The organism is Streptomyces sp. NPDC048361, from assembly GCF_040651795.1.
GTDB lineage: Bacteria > Actinomycetota > Actinomycetes > Streptomycetales > Streptomycetaceae > Streptomyces.
This window is the reverse complement of record NZ_JBEZKW010000065.1, coordinates 1-14692: the sequence shown is the minus strand read 5'-3', so window position 1 is coordinate 14692 and position 14692 is coordinate 1. Positions and strand designations below refer to the sequence as shown.

Here is a 14692-nt window from a genome sequence, read left to right as displayed (position 1 = left end):
ATGCCGTCCTTGAACATCACCTTCACCGATGAGGAACTCGAAGCGGTGCGGGCTGCCGCGGCAGCCGAGGGAAAATCCCTCAAGCAGTACGTGCACGATCTGCCGCTGCGTGAACAGCAGCGCCTCCAGTTCGTCCGCTACGCGCTGTCCTGGGGAGAGCAGCAACGCGCCGAGTTCGACGACGCCTTTCCCGACGAGGCGCCATCCGGATCCCGAGGCCAGGGGGCGGACGCCGCCTGATGGCCCTCTACATCGATGTCCCGTGGCTCCTCGACGTGCAGGAACAGGCAGTCCCCGAGGACGTGAGCGTCGCCGACTACTCCGCGCTCGTCGCCGCCGTCGCCCGCCACAGGACCCGTATCCCGCGGCCCTCCACCGCCGACCCCGAACCCGCGTGGCGGGCGGCGGCCCTGCTGCACACCCTGGTGCGGCTGCAACCCCTGCCGCACCGCAACAGCCTGTACGCCTGCCAGGTGACGGCCGCGTACATGTACGCCTCAGGCGAGGGCATCGACCCACCGTACGGCGCCATGGTCGACCTCGTACGCGACATCCAGGCCGGCAAGGTCAGCGTGTACCAGGCCGCCGAGCGGATCCGAGGCTGGCGCATCTGACGGGGGCAGGGGAGGGGGGCGGGGGCACGCCAGGTCAGTCCCGTTCGCCGGCCAGGAGTTCGCCGAGGCGTCGCGAGGCGAACTCGGTGAGCGGCCGGCTGCTCATGAGCCGGCACGGGGCCTGACCGACGGTGTGCGTGCGGACCTGGCCGGTGGCGGCGAACTCCTCGCCGACGCGCGGAAAGTGGGTGCCGTTGTCGTCGCCCACGTCCCGCGCTTCGATCCATACACGCTGCCCGCCGACGAGGTACGGGAAGCGGCGCAGCTTACGGCGGTGGTGGGGAACCCGGGCCTCGGCGTAGTGGAGGAAGGAGTTGCGATCATGGCCGACGCCGAGGAGAAGGACGTCGGCGTCCAGGCGGTGCAGCACGTCGAAGGGGGAGCCCGCGCCGAGGGCGTACGCAAGGGGCTGCTGCCGGGTGATCTCGTGCGCGGCGGGTCCGATCGCGGCAACGGAAGCCTGGGGATGGGCCCCGCGGATGCGTTCGGGGTGGGCGAGGACGGCTGCGGGGACCGCCCCCATCGACGTTGGCAGGGCGTCCTGGAAGAGGGGTACCGCGTCGCGCGCGGCCGCCACCTTGTCGCCGGCCGGCTCGGGGTGCTGCGGACAGGGGTCGGCGACCTCGGGTGTGAAGGTGGGCACGACCAGGGTGCCGGTGGGCGTGAGGCAGTCCAGGAGTGCGCCGACCACGGCCGCACCCCCGCCGTCGACCCGCCCGAACGCGGACAGTGAGGCGTGCACGATCAGAGCCGATCCCTCCCTGACGCCGAGCCGGCCGAATTCCTCGGCCAGGCGGGCTCGGTCGAGCGGGGCGACGGTCGGATGGTGCATGGTTCTCCCTCGTACCGGCCCGGCTGGGCGGCGCAGTTCTCCTCGGGCCGGATGGCGGACCACGGCGTCTGCCGGATCGCTCCCCGGAGGTCAGTCCCGCCGTGTGTGTCAGGTTGCCCCGGCGGCGTCGGCGAAGATTTTGACACGTGTGATGTCCGGGTTGGCGCGTGGGGCCCGGGTCCTGGGTCCGGGGACGTATGCCCCGCTGGCGTGCCGGTTCGGTGCGGGACGCAATCGCTCGGCCTCCGTGCGGGACGCGATCGCTCGGCCCCAGTGCGGGATGGTGCGGCGAAGGGCGCCGTCGGCCGGAAGCGCGGAACCACGGCCACGTACGCTCGTCCCATGAGCAGCGAGATGGGATTGCGGGAGCGCAAGAGGCAGCAGACCTACGAGACGGTGTCGGACACGGCGGTCGCGCTGTTCCTGGAGCGCGGCTTCGACGGCGTGTCGGTGGCCGAGGTGGCGGCGGCCGCGGGCATCTCCAAGCCCACCCTGTTCCGCTACTTTCCGGCCAAGGAGGACCTGGTCCTGTACCGGTTCGCCGATCACCAGGACGAGGCGGCCCGCGTCGTGGCGCAGGGCCGGTCCGAGGGCCTCGCCCCCCTGCCCGCCCTGCACACGCACTTCCGTCATGGGCTGCGGCGCCAGGATCCGGTGACCGGCCTGAGCGACAACCCCCATGTGCTCGCCTACCACGGCTTGTTGTACGGCACCCCGAGCCTGGTGGCCCGCCTGTACGGCTACCAGGACCAGTCCGAGCAGGCGCTCGCCGCCGAACTCGGTGAAGGGCTCGACGCGCGGATCGCGGCCGGCCAGATCATCGCCGCGCAGCGCATCCTCGCCCTGGACAACTGGCGCCGGATCGCGGCGGGCGAGAGCGCCGGGGCGCTCTACGCGGAGGCCGTCGAAGCGGCGGACCGTGCGTTCGAGCAGCTGGGGGAGGGGCTGGGCGGGCGGTACGGCGAGCAGTACGGCGCGAAGGGGTAAAGCGTTACTCGGTAAAAAATGTAACTCGGTTACGGTATCGTGGTCCGCATGACGCCACTCGACCGCGAACTCGACCAGGAGCGGGTCTACCACGACACCTGCCGAACGGCCCTGACCGCCATGGTCGAGGGTGCCGGGCATCGTGTGGTCATCGGCGAAAACGCCTTCGCCTCCGGCGCCGACGCCGAAGTCCTCGGCTATCAACTCCGCAGCTGGGCCAAGGAGTTGCGGGAGATGCCGGAAGGCCCGCTGTTCTTCGGCCGGCTCGACTTCGGCACGTCGGGCGCGGGTGATCACGCCGGTCAGAGCTACCACATCGGGCGCCGCCGCATCAGCGAGCATCCCTCGGCCCCGCCCCTCGTCGTCGACTGGCGCGCCCCCGTTTCCCGCCGTTTCTATCAGGCGAACGCCCGCGACCCCCAGGGCGTCGAGATCCGCCGCCGCTTCGGCTGGGCGCAGGGAAGCACGGGTGCCGCCGAGGAACTGACGGGACTGGAAGACGAGCGCCTGGCGGCGCGAGAACCGGGCCCCGCAGACGCGCCCCTGGCCGGGCAGACCGGCGCGGCCCCCGCCGGGCAGCCTCACACCGGCACCGCCCCCGCAGGTGCGTCCCTGACCGACCCGGCCTCCCTCGGCACCGCTCCCGCCGGCGCGATCCTCACCGGGGAGATCGAGCGCCCCCGCGTCGGCCCCATGCGGGACATCGCGGCGACCATCCAGCCCGACCAGGACGACCTGGTCCGTGCCGAACTCGCCCGGTCCATCTGTGTGCAGGGCGCTCCCGGCACCGGCAAGACCGCCGTCGGCCTGCACCGGGCGGCGTACCTTCTCTACACCTACCCGCAGCGCATCCAGCGCCGCGGCCTGCTGGTGCTCGGACCCAACCGCACCTTCCTCGCCTACGTCTGCGAGGTGCTCCCCGCGCTCGGTGAGAACGACATCCGCCAGTCGACCGTCGACGAGGAGATCGTGCGCGAGACCCGCGACCGCGAGGAGCGGGCCGTCGATGACCCTGCGGCGGCGTTCGTCAAGCACGATGTACGGATGGCCGAAGTGCTCCGGCGCGCGCTGTACGGACGCGTCCGCGAACCGGCCAACTCCCTTGCACTGCGCGAAGGTTCGTACGCCTGGCGAGTGGCGCGGCGTGAGCTCGCGGCCATCGTGGAGGCGGTACGGGCCGAGGCGCCGCCGTACGCCACCGGGCGCGAGCGGGTGCGCAGCCGGGCGGTTCGCGCGATGCAGCTCCAGGCCGAGCAGCGCACCGGGCCGATGAACAACACCTGGCTCCAGAAGATCACCAGGGCGCGCCCGGTGACGGAGTACGTCGACGCCGTGTGGCCGAAGGTGAAGCCGCAGGAAGTGCTCGCCGACCTGTTCACGGACCCCGAGGCACTGGCCGTGGCCGCCGACGGTCTCCTGGACGCCGCCGAACAGAAGGCGCTGCTGTGGGCGAAGCCGCCCCGGTCGTGGAAGTCCGCTCAGTGGTCGGCGGCCGATCTGGTGCTGCTCGACGAAGTGTCCGGTCTGATCGAGCACCCGGAGGGATACGGGCACATCGTCGTCGACGAGGCGCAGGATCTGTCCCCGATGCAGTGCCGAGCGATCGCCCGGCGCGCCGTGTTCGGCTCGCTGACGGTGCTCGGCGATCTCGCCCAGGGCACCACCCCGTGGGCGGCCCGTGACTGGCGCACCCACCTCGCCCACCTCGGCAAACCGGAGGCCGCCGTGGTGCCGCTGACCACCGGGTTCCGCGTGCCCGCCGCCATTGTGGAGCTGGCCAACCGGCTGCTTCCCGCGCTCGGCGTCGATGTGCCGAGCGGTCAATCGCTGCGCAGGGACGGCGAGTTGAGCCTGCGTGAGACCGCCTCCCCGCGGGACCTGGCCGATGCGGTGGTCGACGCGGTGCGTGCGGCACTGGCCCGGGAGGGATCGGTGGGGGTGATCGCCGCCGACCGTGACGTACCCGAACTGAGCGCGGCCCTGCTCTCGGCCGGGTTGGCCCCGCGCCCCGGGAGCCGCCTCGCGCTGCTGCCCGCGACGCTGGCCAAGGGCCTCGAATACGACCATGTCGTGGCCGTGGAACCGGCCGCGATCGCCGCGTCGGAGGACCGGGGCCTGCACCGCTTGTACGTGGTCCTGACCCGCGCGGTGTCGGGGCTGGAGATCGTCCACAGCCGTCCGCTGCCGAAGGAGTTGACGCGACACCCCTGAGCGCCCGCGCCGGCTACCGCATGTCGGGCGCCTCATTGCCGCTGTCGCCCGGCGCCCGGCGCCCGATGCCGTCCGCGGCCCGCTGCCCGAGGTCGGAGGGCGGTGTCACGCCGGACCGGTCCGCGGCCCGGCCGGTGTCCGGCTCGGCCGTCGGCCGGCTCGTCCGCATCCGGGCGTAGGCGTACACACAGCCGGCGAGCGCCAGGTCGGACAGGAGCATGAACCCGATCGAGTACGAGTCCTTCGCGCTGTAGATCGCGCCCATGACCAGCGGCGGCACGAACCCGCCGAGCCCGCCCATCGCTCCCACGATGCCGGTCACACTGCCCACCTGGGGCTGCGGGGTCACCTGGGAGACCAGGGCGAAGACGCTGCCGCTCGCCGTGCCGAGGCCGGCGCCCATGCAGAGCAGGGCGATCGTGCCGCCGGGGTACAGCGTCGGGTCGAAGGCCTGCACGATCGCGAGGAGGGCGACCACGCCGAGGGCTCCCGCCGTCACGAGCGCCGGGTGGATCCGGTCCGAGAGCCAGCCGCCGATCGGGCGGAAGATGACGGTGGCGAGCGCGAACCCGGCCGCCTTGGACCCCGCGTCGGTCGGCGACAGCGCGTACCAGGTCTTCAGATACGTGGGCAGGTACACGCCGAACGCGACGATGCCGCCGAAGCCGATCGCGTACAGCGCCGACAGCTCCCAGGTCACCCTCAGTCGTCCGGCTCGGCCGAGCCGCGAACCCAGCGTGGCCGTGGGGATGGGCCGGTCGGGACGGTCGGTGATGAGCAGCGCCGCGAGCAGGGCGTATGCGGCGAGGGCGATCGCCACGACGAGGAACGGCACGTTGTACCCGTGCTTGGCGATGCGCGGGGTGAGGTAGCCGGAGAGGGCCACACCGCCCATGCCCATGCCGAACACGCCCAGCGCCAGCCCGCGCTTGTGCGGCGGGAACCAGGAGTTGACCAGGGGGATGCCGATGGCGAAGGTCGTTCCGCCGAGCCCCAGGAGGAACCCGACGACCAGCATCAGGCCGTAGCTGTCGCGCGCCGGGATCAGCAGCAGTACGGGCACGATGGTCAGCGCGGACATCAGCGGGAACATCAGCTTCGCGCCGTACCGGTCGGTGAGCGCACCCACCGGGATCCGCCCCAGCGACCCGACGAGCACCGGGACCGCGACGAGCAGCGACTGTTGCAGCGAGCTGAGGTGCAGCCGGTCCTTGTAGTCACCGGCCAGCGGCGCGATCAGGTCCCACGCCCAGAACGTGAGCGTGAACCCGACCGTCGCCATCACCAGGTTCCGGTACGCGGCAGCCGAGGGCTTCGAGGTGTCCACGGCCTCAGTCAAAGGCGGCACGCGAACGGGGGCGCGCCGGGCTGGGCCGTATGGGGTACGCGACGTGAGGCGCCGCGGCGTCCGGGGGCCCACGCCGGAACCAGGCCCTACCCGCCCGGATCCTCTCTCCGTGTACGGCATGGGCATCCGGCCCCGGCGTGGCCCTTTCGACCACTGTGGCGGCAACCCCCTGCTGGCCGGCGTGCCCGTCCTCGTACACACGAGTATCCGCTCAGCCGTTCAGCTGCTCACTCACCCTGCGCACCGGGCCCGTAGCGGGCCGCGATCTCTTCGGAGCCGCTCCACCGGCTGTAGGTGGGTGACTGAGGCCAGCCCTCGGGGGAGTCCTGCCACTCCTCCTGGCGTCCGTACGGCAGGAGATCGATCAGGGCGAAGGTGTGGCTGAGCTGCTCGGTGCCGCGCCCGGTGGTGTGCCAGGTGCGATACACGGTGTCGCCGTGTCGCAGGAACACGTTGACCGCGAACCCACCGCCGGGCGGGGCGCCGACATCGGCCCCGAAGGGGCTGTTCGCCGTCGAGTACCAGGACATCCGGTTGCCGACGCGACGCTTGTAGGCGAGTGCCTCGTCGATCGGGCCCTGGGTGACGATGACGAACCGGGCGTCGTAGGCATCGAGGAAGCCCAGCCGGGCGTACTGGGACGTGAATCCCGTACAGCCCGAGCACTGCCACTCCTTGCCGGGGAACCACATGTGGCTGTAGACGATCAGCTGCGACTTCTCACCGAAGACGTCGGCAAGCCCGACGGGCCCCTCTTCGCCTTCGAGCGTGTACTCGGGCATCTCGACCATCGGCAGCCTGCGCCGCTGGGCGGCAAGGGCGTCGAGCTGCCGGGTGGCGGCCTTCTCCTGGACGCGCAGCTCGTCAAGTTGGCGCTGCCAGGTCGCGGCATCGACTACGGGCGGTAGTGCTTGGGCGGTCATGGACTCCTCCAAGATTCACGGCACGGCGTGTGGCTCGCACCGTTGGACCCCGCCCGCCCGCCAAACTCATCGGTTACCCGGCCACCACATGCATCGGATGTCAGTGGTCGCTGTAGCTGAAGTCGCCCATGGACCAGGCGCTGACGTCCTTGATGGCCACGCGGTACATCCCGCCCGTCTCCGGGATGCCCACCGAGCCCTGCAGAATCCGCGCCACATGGAAGTGGAGGTACTTGGGAGGCCCGTCCTGGCGCGGCTCGGCCGTGAAGACGGCCGCGAAGGCACGCAGGTCGTCCGAGTCGGCGAGAACCTCCGACACCCGCTGCCTCCAGACCGCCTCGGGAGCCAGCCGGCCGGTCAGGACGGCTCCAGCGGTGACCACGGTCAGAGACATCTGATTGCTGTGCTCGGATTCCACCAGAGCGGCGACATCAACAAGCAGTTCGTCAGGCTTCGACATGGAAGGGGATTCTAGCCACCGGCCGCCCGGCCCGTCCCGGCGAGGTCGAGCGACTCTCCGTACGGCAGCGGAGGCGGAGAGTCAGCCCTTGGCGTGCGACGTGTGGCCGTCCGGTTTGCCGGGTATCGGCGTGTTACGGAAGTGAGTCCTGAGCCTCGGGAGCTGCTAATGCCCACCAGCGACGCGATCGTGATGCTGCGGGAAGGCCACAAGGAAATCAGGCGGCTGATCCGCTCCTACCGGGCCCTGGGGGATCCCGGCGCGGTGGGGCAGCTTCTGCGCGCGCTGGCCGTCTATACGTATATCGAGTGCGAGGGAATGTATCCGCGGGTGTCCGTCCTGGCCCCCGACACCGAGAAGACCATCCTGTCCCTGCGCGAGGAGCACCACATCGCCGAGGTCCTGGCGGCGGAGCTGCACGACATGCGTCCCGAGGACATCGCCTTCGACGCCAAGGCGCGCCTCTTGATGGACATCGTGGAGCGGCACATGGACACGGAGGACGCCATGTGGTTCCCCCACGTCCGGGCCACGGTGAGCCGCAGGGATCTGCGCGAGATCGGCGCGTGGATGGCGGTCCTGGCCGAACGGGCCCCGCGCCGGCCACGCCGCATTGCCCAGCAGAGGGTCTGGGACGCGGTGGCGGCCTGAGGCCCGAGGCATACGGGCCTGAATGAATGAGGTGCCTCGGGCCACACAGCCCGCGCGACACGGGGGACACGCGGCGGAAGAGGACGCAAGGGGACCGACGAGAAGAAGGGAGCAGCATGGCACCCGCACGTCATGATCTGGACCGGGCATGGGAGTTGGCCACCAGCGCGAGCGATGCGCCCGAGTGGAGCCCGGAACCCGAATTCCTGCAGGTCTATGTGCCAGGCTGCTCCGTGGCGTGGTCCTGCGGCACACGACGGCAGATCCTGTGGCGTCTCCACGTCCCCGGCAGGGATCTGCGTCCGGTCAGTCTGAAGCTGGTCACCGCGGATCAATGGCGGGGCGCCGTTTGCGAGTTGGCCGTCGACGTCGATCCGAGCTGTGGGGGCACGGCCGTCACGGTGCCGCACGTTCTCCCGGGTACGTACTGGATCCAGGTGGCGCGGGGCAGCAGGCTGCTCGCCACGAGCCGCCCCTTCGCGATCGGCCCGTCCACGCATCCCCGCCAGGGCTACGGTCACCGCCGTCAACGGTCGGGCCCGCCCCGGGGCCGGCGTTACCCGCACTGATCGGGAGCGTCCGTCCGGGGGTTGCCGCCACCCGTGGGCGACCCTCGTCGGCCTGTGAAACAGGTGCGGGACCAGCCCATTTGGCCTCCTCAGTCGCAGAGGAAGTCTCAACTCCCATGGCTCGAAAGGGAATTGAGCGAACCGGGTGGCCGGCCGGTCCTGGCGCTGTACGGTGACGTCGGCTGTACCGAACATGTCGTCAGTTCACCTGCTCCGCCCCGGTTTCCGCTGTACCCGGCCGAAAGGAACCACGTGAGCACGCACACCGAGCCTGTCGAGCCCACGGAAGAGTTCAGCCTCAAGTACTTCTCGGAGAAGGACGGCACGCTCCTCTACAAGGACGTCGCGGTCTTCGGAACCGTCCAGAACAGTCGTCAGCAATTCCTCGTCGGCACGGGAGGCCGGCTCTACGTCGCCGGCACGGACCATGCGCTGAAGTGCTGGGTGCAGAAGCCCGGCGGCGGCGACGCCACGGCCCAGCAGATCTTCGGCGTGGTCGCCGACGAACAGTCCGGCGGTTACACCGCCCTGCGCGCGGAGGGCGTGAGCAGCTGGGAGCACTCCTACGGCGGTGACCTGACCAGGACGCTGGGGCTGCTCCAGGCGATCTCGAAGAGCAACGCCTTCTCCTCGATCACCTGGGGCACCCCGTTCTGCACCGCCGGCTGGGTGGCGTCCCTGATGCCGACCCTCAGCTCGCTGGGCACGGTCAAGGTGCCCGGCGAGACCGTGGTGATCGGACAGAACGTCCACTCGTCGACCATCGTGGGCAGCGCGTGGCTCAAGGGGGTCGTGTCGAGCGACTGCAAGCAGGAGGACTTCCCGACGGAGTGGACGTCCGGCGTCGTCGCGACGCTGTGCCCCCGGGCCACGGGCCACGCCGACCTCGCCAACATCAAGATCTTCTGCGACCTCCTGAAGGCGGCCAAGTTCAAAGCCGTGTGGAAGGCCGACCTCGCGGCCCGGATCCGCTTCCTCCTCACCAACTACCCGCAGCACACGAAGACGCTCCGCGCGCTGCCCAACATCGAGTTGTACTACGGCAAACTCTTCTGATCCGGTGACGGCGTACGTCCTTTGGCGGACCCGGGGACGTGCGCCGGGCCGCCCCCTGCGAGCAAGCCGGCGACCGCCGAGGGGCCACGGCAGGGCGTGCGCTCCAGTGCGCCGGGTCGGGGCCGGACGGGGCGCGGTCGGGCCGATCGGGGGAACCCCGGCGAGGTGAGACGCCGAGGGGCGGCGAAACCGGTGTCATGGAGGACGCCCGCCGCCTCGTCCCGCTCGCAGGAAGACCCTCCCATGCGCACCCGAGCCCTTCGCCGCCTCGCCGCCCAGCCCAACGTGCTGTTCGGAGGTGTCTACGGCGCGGTCCTCGCCAGCTCGATCGTGGGCGCGCTCACCCAGTACGGCGCGAGAGCGCGCACGGACCGGCTGTACGACGCCAAGTGGCTGCTGATCACGGCGATCGCCTCCGCCCTGGCCCACGGGTACGCGCACATCATCGCCCGGCGCGGCCACGAGCGCGACCACGGCGGCCGGCAGGCCCTGTGGATCCTGTTCGAAGAGTGGCCCCTCATCGCCGCCACACTGCCCACCTTGCTCCTGCTCTACGGAGCGGGGCTCGGCTGGTGGGGCTCCCAGCACATCGAGTACGTCGTCTTCGCCGTCAACATCGCCCTGCTCTTCGGCTGGGGCCTGTTGGCCGCGCGCACGGCCGGCCGCACCTGGGGCGCCGGCGTGCGGCTGGGCCTGGGTGACGGCCTGCTCGGTGTGATCGTGGTCGTCGCCAACGCGATCATCAAATGACGGTGTCCGCGACAGGCCGGCCGAGGACGCAGTCGCCGCACAGCGCACCCTTGCGCCCCGGAGCGGCACGGTAGATCAGGCAGCAACTCCTGCGCCGGAAAGCGCCGTTGGGGCTGGTGATGGCAGCTCCGGTCAAGGCGGGGCTGTCCAGCAGGAACTCGACGGCGGTACGGCCGCGTCGCGCCAGCTCGGGCCGCGCCGTGGCGATCATGGCCGAGGCGCCGTTGAGCGCGGAGGCTACATTGCCCCGCAGGATGGGGGTGGAGAGTGAGAACGGCCGCATCTCCATGGCGAGTTCGGCGAGCGGGCCGTCGAGAAGCGCCCGGGGGTCATCCGGCGCGGGGGAGCCCGGACATACGGCTGCCGTGGGAAGCGACAGGGGAACGGGGCCGCCGAGCACCGGCTGCCAGTGCACATCCGCGAGGTCGAACGCGAGGACCCGGCCGTGCAGCACGAACGCCGCGAGCGCGGGCGACAACAGCCGTGCCGCCAGGCCGAGATGGGCCACCGAAGCGGCCACCCGTACCTCTACGGCGTCGAGCGGCTGACCGCCCGCCGCGGCAAGCCACTGCCGCACGGCCGTCACGCGCGCCTCGATCAGGGGACGCGACATCGTCACCCACGGCCCGACCGCGGGCGCTCCCGTGGGGTGCGTACGCAGGGAGAAGAACGGCCCGAGCGCGGAGATCTCCGCGATCACCGCGCTCGGCTGCGGGACGGACGTCACGCGGGGAGCGGAGCCGGGCCCTGCGCGGAAGCGTCGGCGGGCTCCCGGTGGGGCTCGATGAGGCGCTCCGCCAACGGGCCGAAGAACAGCCCGATGGCGGCCCACAGGAGCAGTTGGGCGGCGCCGGAGAAGAAGCGGAAGGAGAACAGGACGTCGGCGGGGAAGCCGGGGTAGACGATCGCGCCCTTGGAATCCTTCAGCGGCAGCGGTGTCTCGGTGGCCTGGTTGCCGTAGTTCTCCTTGTTGAAGGCCAGGTGGCCGAGCGAGGGCAGCACCAGCATCACGATCCCGATCGCGACCACGAACGCCCCACCGCCCAGCAGCGTGGCGTTCCAGGTGCCGTACCGGACCCTGAGCCGCTTGCCGAGCCAGACCGCCCCCGCCAGGAAGGCGATCGAGCACACCACCATGATCAGATACAGGCCGCTGCGCTGCCTGATCGTCTCCTCGTGGCCGATCGCCGGCGGGTTGGCCGGGTACTTGAGGAACGGGACCAGATACATCGCGAAAAATCCGCCACCGGCCACGAGGAGAGCGAGCGTGCGGGCGCGCAGCGCACCGGCCCGGCCGAGGCAGACCGTATAGGCGACCGCGAACAGCGCGCCCATGGCCATGCCGAAGAAGATCATGCCGACGCCTATACCGACATCTGCCTGGATGGTGCGGCTGAACAGGTCGGGATCCGCGGCGTCCACGGGGAGGCCGGCCGCCTTGTCGAGCGCGCTCTGGGCGGCGTCACGGCCGCTCTCGTAGGCGATGGCCTTCGCGATCTGGGGCTCGGCGAAGATCCGCGCGAAGACGAAGGCGAGCAGCCCGGCGACTGCGCCGACGAGAACGCCGCGCAGTATCAGCTTCTTTTCCATGTCGAGTTGTCCGTACTTCTCGTTCGTGCTTCCGAATGGGTCAGTGACGGGGGAAGCCGAGGAGGTCAGTGACAGGGGAAGCCGAGGAAGTGACGACCGTCGTGGACGAACTCGTGGATGTGCATGTCGTTGCCGAACACCGAGACGGCGCCCTGGTCGACACCGATGAAGTAGTAGACCACCAGCGCGATGATCGCGGAACCGACCAGCCACAGCACCGACTTCGACACCGGCAGGACGATCGGCGTGGCTGCCGGGCGGGATGGGGAAACACTGCTGCTCAAGGCGGAGCCCTCCTTCATGGGATCTTGCGTCCCTGTGAACAAACGGGGCGAAGCGATGGAGAAGTGTCTGACTCGCCGGCCACCCTCGCGGGCGGTCGGCTCACAGTGGCGCGACCGTGCTGGAATCTCACCAGCTTCCTTATCTCATCACTACACGTGGAGCATAGGGCTGCCTTGCCGGACGGGTCAATCAGGCCGTCGCCACGGCCTGAGCCGCGGTGACGCCAGGGTCGGCCGGGGCACCTGAGCCCCCCCGGCCGTCCCTGCCGGCGATGATCAGGACACGGATGTCTCCAGCTCGCCGCGCACCGTGCGGGCGGCGGCGACCAGGTTCTCCAGGGCAGCGCGGGTCTCGGGGCCGGGCGCGTGGAGTGAGCGAGCGGTGCTACGGCGCTGGGGGCCGCTGCGGGGAGCGGAGTACGAGCAGGGTGATCTCGCTGGGGGCGAAGACCCGGAACGGCGGGCCCCAGAAGCCGGTCCCGCGGCTGGTGTAGAGGAGGGTGCGGGCGCCGTGGCGGCTCAGGCCGGCGAGGGCGGGCTGGTCGAGGCGGACCAAGTGGTGGAAGGGCCAGATCTGGCCGCCGTGCGTGTGCCCGGAGAGTTGCAGGTCGACGCCGTCGGCGGCCGCCCGGTCGACAAACTTGGGCTGGTGGGCCAGGAGCAGGACGGGGTGGCCCGGGTCGGCGCCGTCCAGGGCTCCGGCGAGGTGGGCGCGGTGGCCGGCCAGGCCGGAGGACTCGGCGGTCACGTCGTCCACACCGGCGACCACGAGGGTGTCGCCCCCGCGTTGGAGCAGGAGATGGCGGTTGCGCAGCGGCTCCCAGCCCAGCTCGTTCATCAGGTCGACCCAACCCTGGGCCTCGCTGTAGTACTCGTGGTTGCCGGTGACGTACACCCGGGCCCAGGTGGCCCGGACGCTACCGAGGGGAGCGGCTTGTGTCCTGCGGCGCTCGGCCGTGCCGTCGGCGATGTCGCCGGTGTGGCAGACCAGGTCGGCGTCGAGCGTGTTGACCGTCTCGCAGACCCGCGCCGACCAGCGGGCGCGGTCGAGCGGGCCGTAGTGGGTGTCGGTGATGAGGACGACACGCGTACCGTCCAACCCGGCACCCAGGCGCGGGAGTTGCACATCAAGGCGGCGCACCCGCGGAACCCGGCGGGCCTCGGCGTACCCCCAGACGAGCAGCACGGCGGCCGTCACGAGGGTCGCCCAGGTGACGATCCGGGCCCGGTCCTGGCCGTCGCCGACCCCGGCCACGGCCAGGACGAGCCGCAGCAGAGCGCCGAGCAGAACCGACCAGGTGAACAGGATCCAGCTGCCGCCCAGCAGGGTGTCTCCGAGGATCGCCGCCCCGTCCTGCTGCCGCCTGCCGTGACCGCGCACCATCGCGAGCGGCATGGCGATCAGACCGAGCGCGAACAGGGCGGTGCCCACCAGGGTTACGGGGAGCGGCCAGTGCTGACCCGCGTACAGCAGCAGCCCGCAGGGCACGGCCCACAGCAGGACGGGCGCGACGAAGGGGAGGCAGCGCATCAGGCGGTGCAGTCGGCTCGGCCGCGTCCTGCGGGCCGCGCTGTCGGCGGATCGGGACTCGCTGGTGTCGGTCACACTTCGCCTCCTTGATCGAACAGGCTGCTGTCGCGCGCACTGTATCCGCCGGGCGGGTTCGGGGGACCGCCCAGGCCCGCGAGGGCCGCGGCCTGGTGGAGCAGGGCGATGAGCATGGGGGAGGTGAGGCGGCCTGTGAACGTATTGCGCTGACTGGGGTGGTAGCAGCCGATCACATGGAGTTCATCGTGCGCGGCCCGGCCGCCGCGTTCGTTCCGGCCGGCTTCCGTCGCTCGCGCGGGCTCCGGCTCGGCGCGTCGCAGCGTCACCACAGTGCCGTGGGCGAACCGGGGCCGGGGGCGCGGCAGTTGCCATCCCGCGGCGGCGAGGACGGGCAGGAGCGTCTGCCAACCGAAGGCACCCAGAACGACGATCGCACGCGGGTTCAGCAGCTTGATCTCGGCCGCGAGCCACGGTCGGCATGTGTCCCGTTCCTCGGGCGTCGGCTTGTTCGCGGGAGGAGCGCAGTGAACCGGTGAGGTCACGCGCACCCCGTACAACTCCAGGCCGTCGTCGGCCGTGACTGCGGTGGGCTGTGATGCGAGGCCCACGGCGTGCAGGGCCGAGAAGAGGAAGTCGCCCGATGCGTCGCCGGTGAACATCCGGCCCGTTCGGTTGGCGCCGTGCGCGGCCGGAGCGAGCCCGACCACCGCCAGTGGGGCATCGTGCGGGCCGAATCCCGGCACCGGCCTGCCCCAGTACTCCCAATCCTGGAAGCCCGCTCGCTTCGTCGCGGCGACCTCCTCGCGCCAGGCGACCAGCCGGGGGCACGCGCGGCAGCCGGTCAGCCGGCCGTCCAGCTCCCCGAGCC

General features: G+C 71.0%; 17 protein-coding genes and 1 riboswitch. Of the genes, 8 read left to right on the top strand and 9 right to left on the bottom strand.

The features are described 5' to 3' along the window. Both AB0D31_RS28820 and AB0D31_RS28815 read left to right on the top strand, forming a co-directional pair. Entirely contained in the window at window positions 1-240 is a 240-nt protein-coding gene (locus tag AB0D31_RS28820) for a hypothetical protein (RefSeq protein WP_362728492.1), read from the top strand. Continuing rightward, the gene (locus AB0D31_RS28815) at window positions 240-614 is read left to right on the top strand and encodes a toxin Doc (protein ID WP_267054751.1); all 375 of its coding nucleotides are present in this window, start codon (window positions 240-242) and stop codon (window positions 612-614) included. The genes AB0D31_RS28820 and AB0D31_RS28815 overlap by 1 nt, the downstream gene beginning before the upstream one ends. Before the next feature lie 34 nt (window positions 615-648). On the opposite strand, the gene AB0D31_RS28810 is transcribed toward AB0D31_RS28815, so the two are convergent. Next, window positions 649-1446, bottom strand: a complete 798-nt coding sequence (locus tag AB0D31_RS28810; protein ID WP_362728490.1) for an AAC(3) family N-acetyltransferase — start codon at window positions 1444-1446, stop codon at window positions 649-651. Window positions 1447-1788: 342 nt separating this feature from the next. Between AB0D31_RS28810 and AB0D31_RS28805 the strand changes: the two genes are divergently transcribed. Both AB0D31_RS28805 and AB0D31_RS28800 read left to right on the top strand, forming a co-directional pair. Continuing rightward, on the top strand, window positions 1789-2433 hold the full coding sequence (locus AB0D31_RS28805; RefSeq protein WP_362728489.1) for a TetR family transcriptional regulator: 645 nt from the start codon (window positions 1789-1791) through the stop codon (window positions 2431-2433). 48 nt (window positions 2434-2481) lie between these two features. Continuing rightward, window positions 2482-4644, top strand: a complete 2163-nt coding sequence (locus tag AB0D31_RS28800) for an AAA family ATPase (RefSeq protein ID WP_362728487.1) — start codon at window positions 2482-2484, stop codon at window positions 4642-4644. A 13-nt stretch (window positions 4645-4657) separates the two neighbouring features. Here AB0D31_RS28800 and AB0D31_RS28795 read toward each other — a convergent pair whose 3' ends face one another. The 3 genes from AB0D31_RS28795 to AB0D31_RS28785 form a co-directional block, all read right to left on the bottom strand. Next, window positions 4658-5926, bottom strand: coding sequence for a NarK/NasA family nitrate transporter (locus AB0D31_RS28795; RefSeq protein WP_362728531.1), 1269 nt, complete (start codon window positions 5924-5926; stop codon window positions 4658-4660). Between the two features lie 293 nt (window positions 5927-6219). Next, window positions 6220-6915 carry a DUF899 family protein gene (locus AB0D31_RS28790; RefSeq protein WP_362728485.1) on the bottom strand — a complete coding sequence of 232 codons (696 nt, stop codon included), beginning with the start codon at window positions 6913-6915 and terminating at the stop codon, window positions 6220-6222. 100 nt (window positions 6916-7015) lie between these two features. Beyond that, window positions 7016-7375, bottom strand: a complete 360-nt coding sequence (locus tag AB0D31_RS28785) for a hypothetical protein (protein ID WP_362728483.1) — start codon at window positions 7373-7375, stop codon at window positions 7016-7018. 168 nt (window positions 7376-7543) lie between these two features. Between AB0D31_RS28785 and AB0D31_RS28780 the strand changes: the two genes are divergently transcribed. From AB0D31_RS28780 to AB0D31_RS28765, 4 genes are all read left to right on the top strand, one after another. Beyond that, window positions 7544-8026 (top strand): hemerythrin domain-containing protein, encoded by a 483-nt coding sequence (locus AB0D31_RS28780; protein WP_362728481.1) that lies wholly within the window; start codon window positions 7544-7546, stop codon window positions 8024-8026. Window positions 8027-8142: 116 nt separating this feature from the next. Next, window positions 8143-8595, top strand: coding sequence for a hypothetical protein (locus AB0D31_RS28775; protein ID WP_362728479.1), 453 nt, complete (start codon window positions 8143-8145; stop codon window positions 8593-8595). Window positions 8596-8847: 252 nt separating this feature from the next. Then, window positions 8848-9651, top strand: coding sequence for a hypothetical protein (locus AB0D31_RS28770; RefSeq protein ID WP_362728477.1), 804 nt, complete (start codon window positions 8848-8850; stop codon window positions 9649-9651). 243 nt (window positions 9652-9894) lie between these two features. Next, window positions 9895-10401 carry a hypothetical protein gene (locus tag AB0D31_RS28765; RefSeq protein WP_362728475.1) on the top strand — a complete coding sequence of 169 codons (507 nt, stop codon included), beginning with the start codon at window positions 9895-9897 and terminating at the stop codon, window positions 10399-10401. On the opposite strand, the gene AB0D31_RS28760 is transcribed toward AB0D31_RS28765, so the two are convergent. From AB0D31_RS28760 to AB0D31_RS28740, 5 genes are all read right to left on the bottom strand, one after another. Further along, window positions 10394-11128 (bottom strand): (2Fe-2S)-binding protein, encoded by a 735-nt coding sequence (locus AB0D31_RS28760; RefSeq protein WP_362728473.1) that lies wholly within the window; start codon window positions 11126-11128, stop codon window positions 10394-10396. The genes AB0D31_RS28765 and AB0D31_RS28760 overlap by 8 nt on opposite strands. Then, window positions 11125-11991 carry a CbtA family protein gene (locus AB0D31_RS28755; RefSeq protein WP_362728471.1) on the bottom strand — a complete coding sequence of 289 codons (867 nt, stop codon included), beginning with the start codon at window positions 11989-11991 and terminating at the stop codon, window positions 11125-11127. Before AB0D31_RS28755 ends, AB0D31_RS28760 begins: the two co-directional genes overlap by 4 nt. 65 nt (window positions 11992-12056) lie before the next feature. Further along, window positions 12057-12293, bottom strand: coding sequence for a CbtB domain-containing protein (locus tag AB0D31_RS28750; RefSeq protein ID WP_362728469.1), 237 nt, complete (start codon window positions 12291-12293; stop codon window positions 12057-12059). 43 nt (window positions 12294-12336) lie between these two features. Then, window positions 12337-12418, bottom strand: a riboswitch (cobalamin riboswitch). A 242-nt stretch (window positions 12419-12660) separates the two neighbouring features. Next, on the bottom strand, window positions 12661-13881 hold the full coding sequence (locus tag AB0D31_RS28745; protein ID WP_362728467.1) for a metallophosphoesterase: 1221 nt from the start codon (window positions 13879-13881) through the stop codon (window positions 12661-12663). Continuing rightward, window positions 13878-14692: uracil-DNA glycosylase (locus AB0D31_RS28740; RefSeq protein ID WP_362728465.1), on the bottom strand; the 815-nt coding region annotated here is incomplete at its 5' end. The genes AB0D31_RS28740 and AB0D31_RS28745, both read right to left, overlap by 4 nt.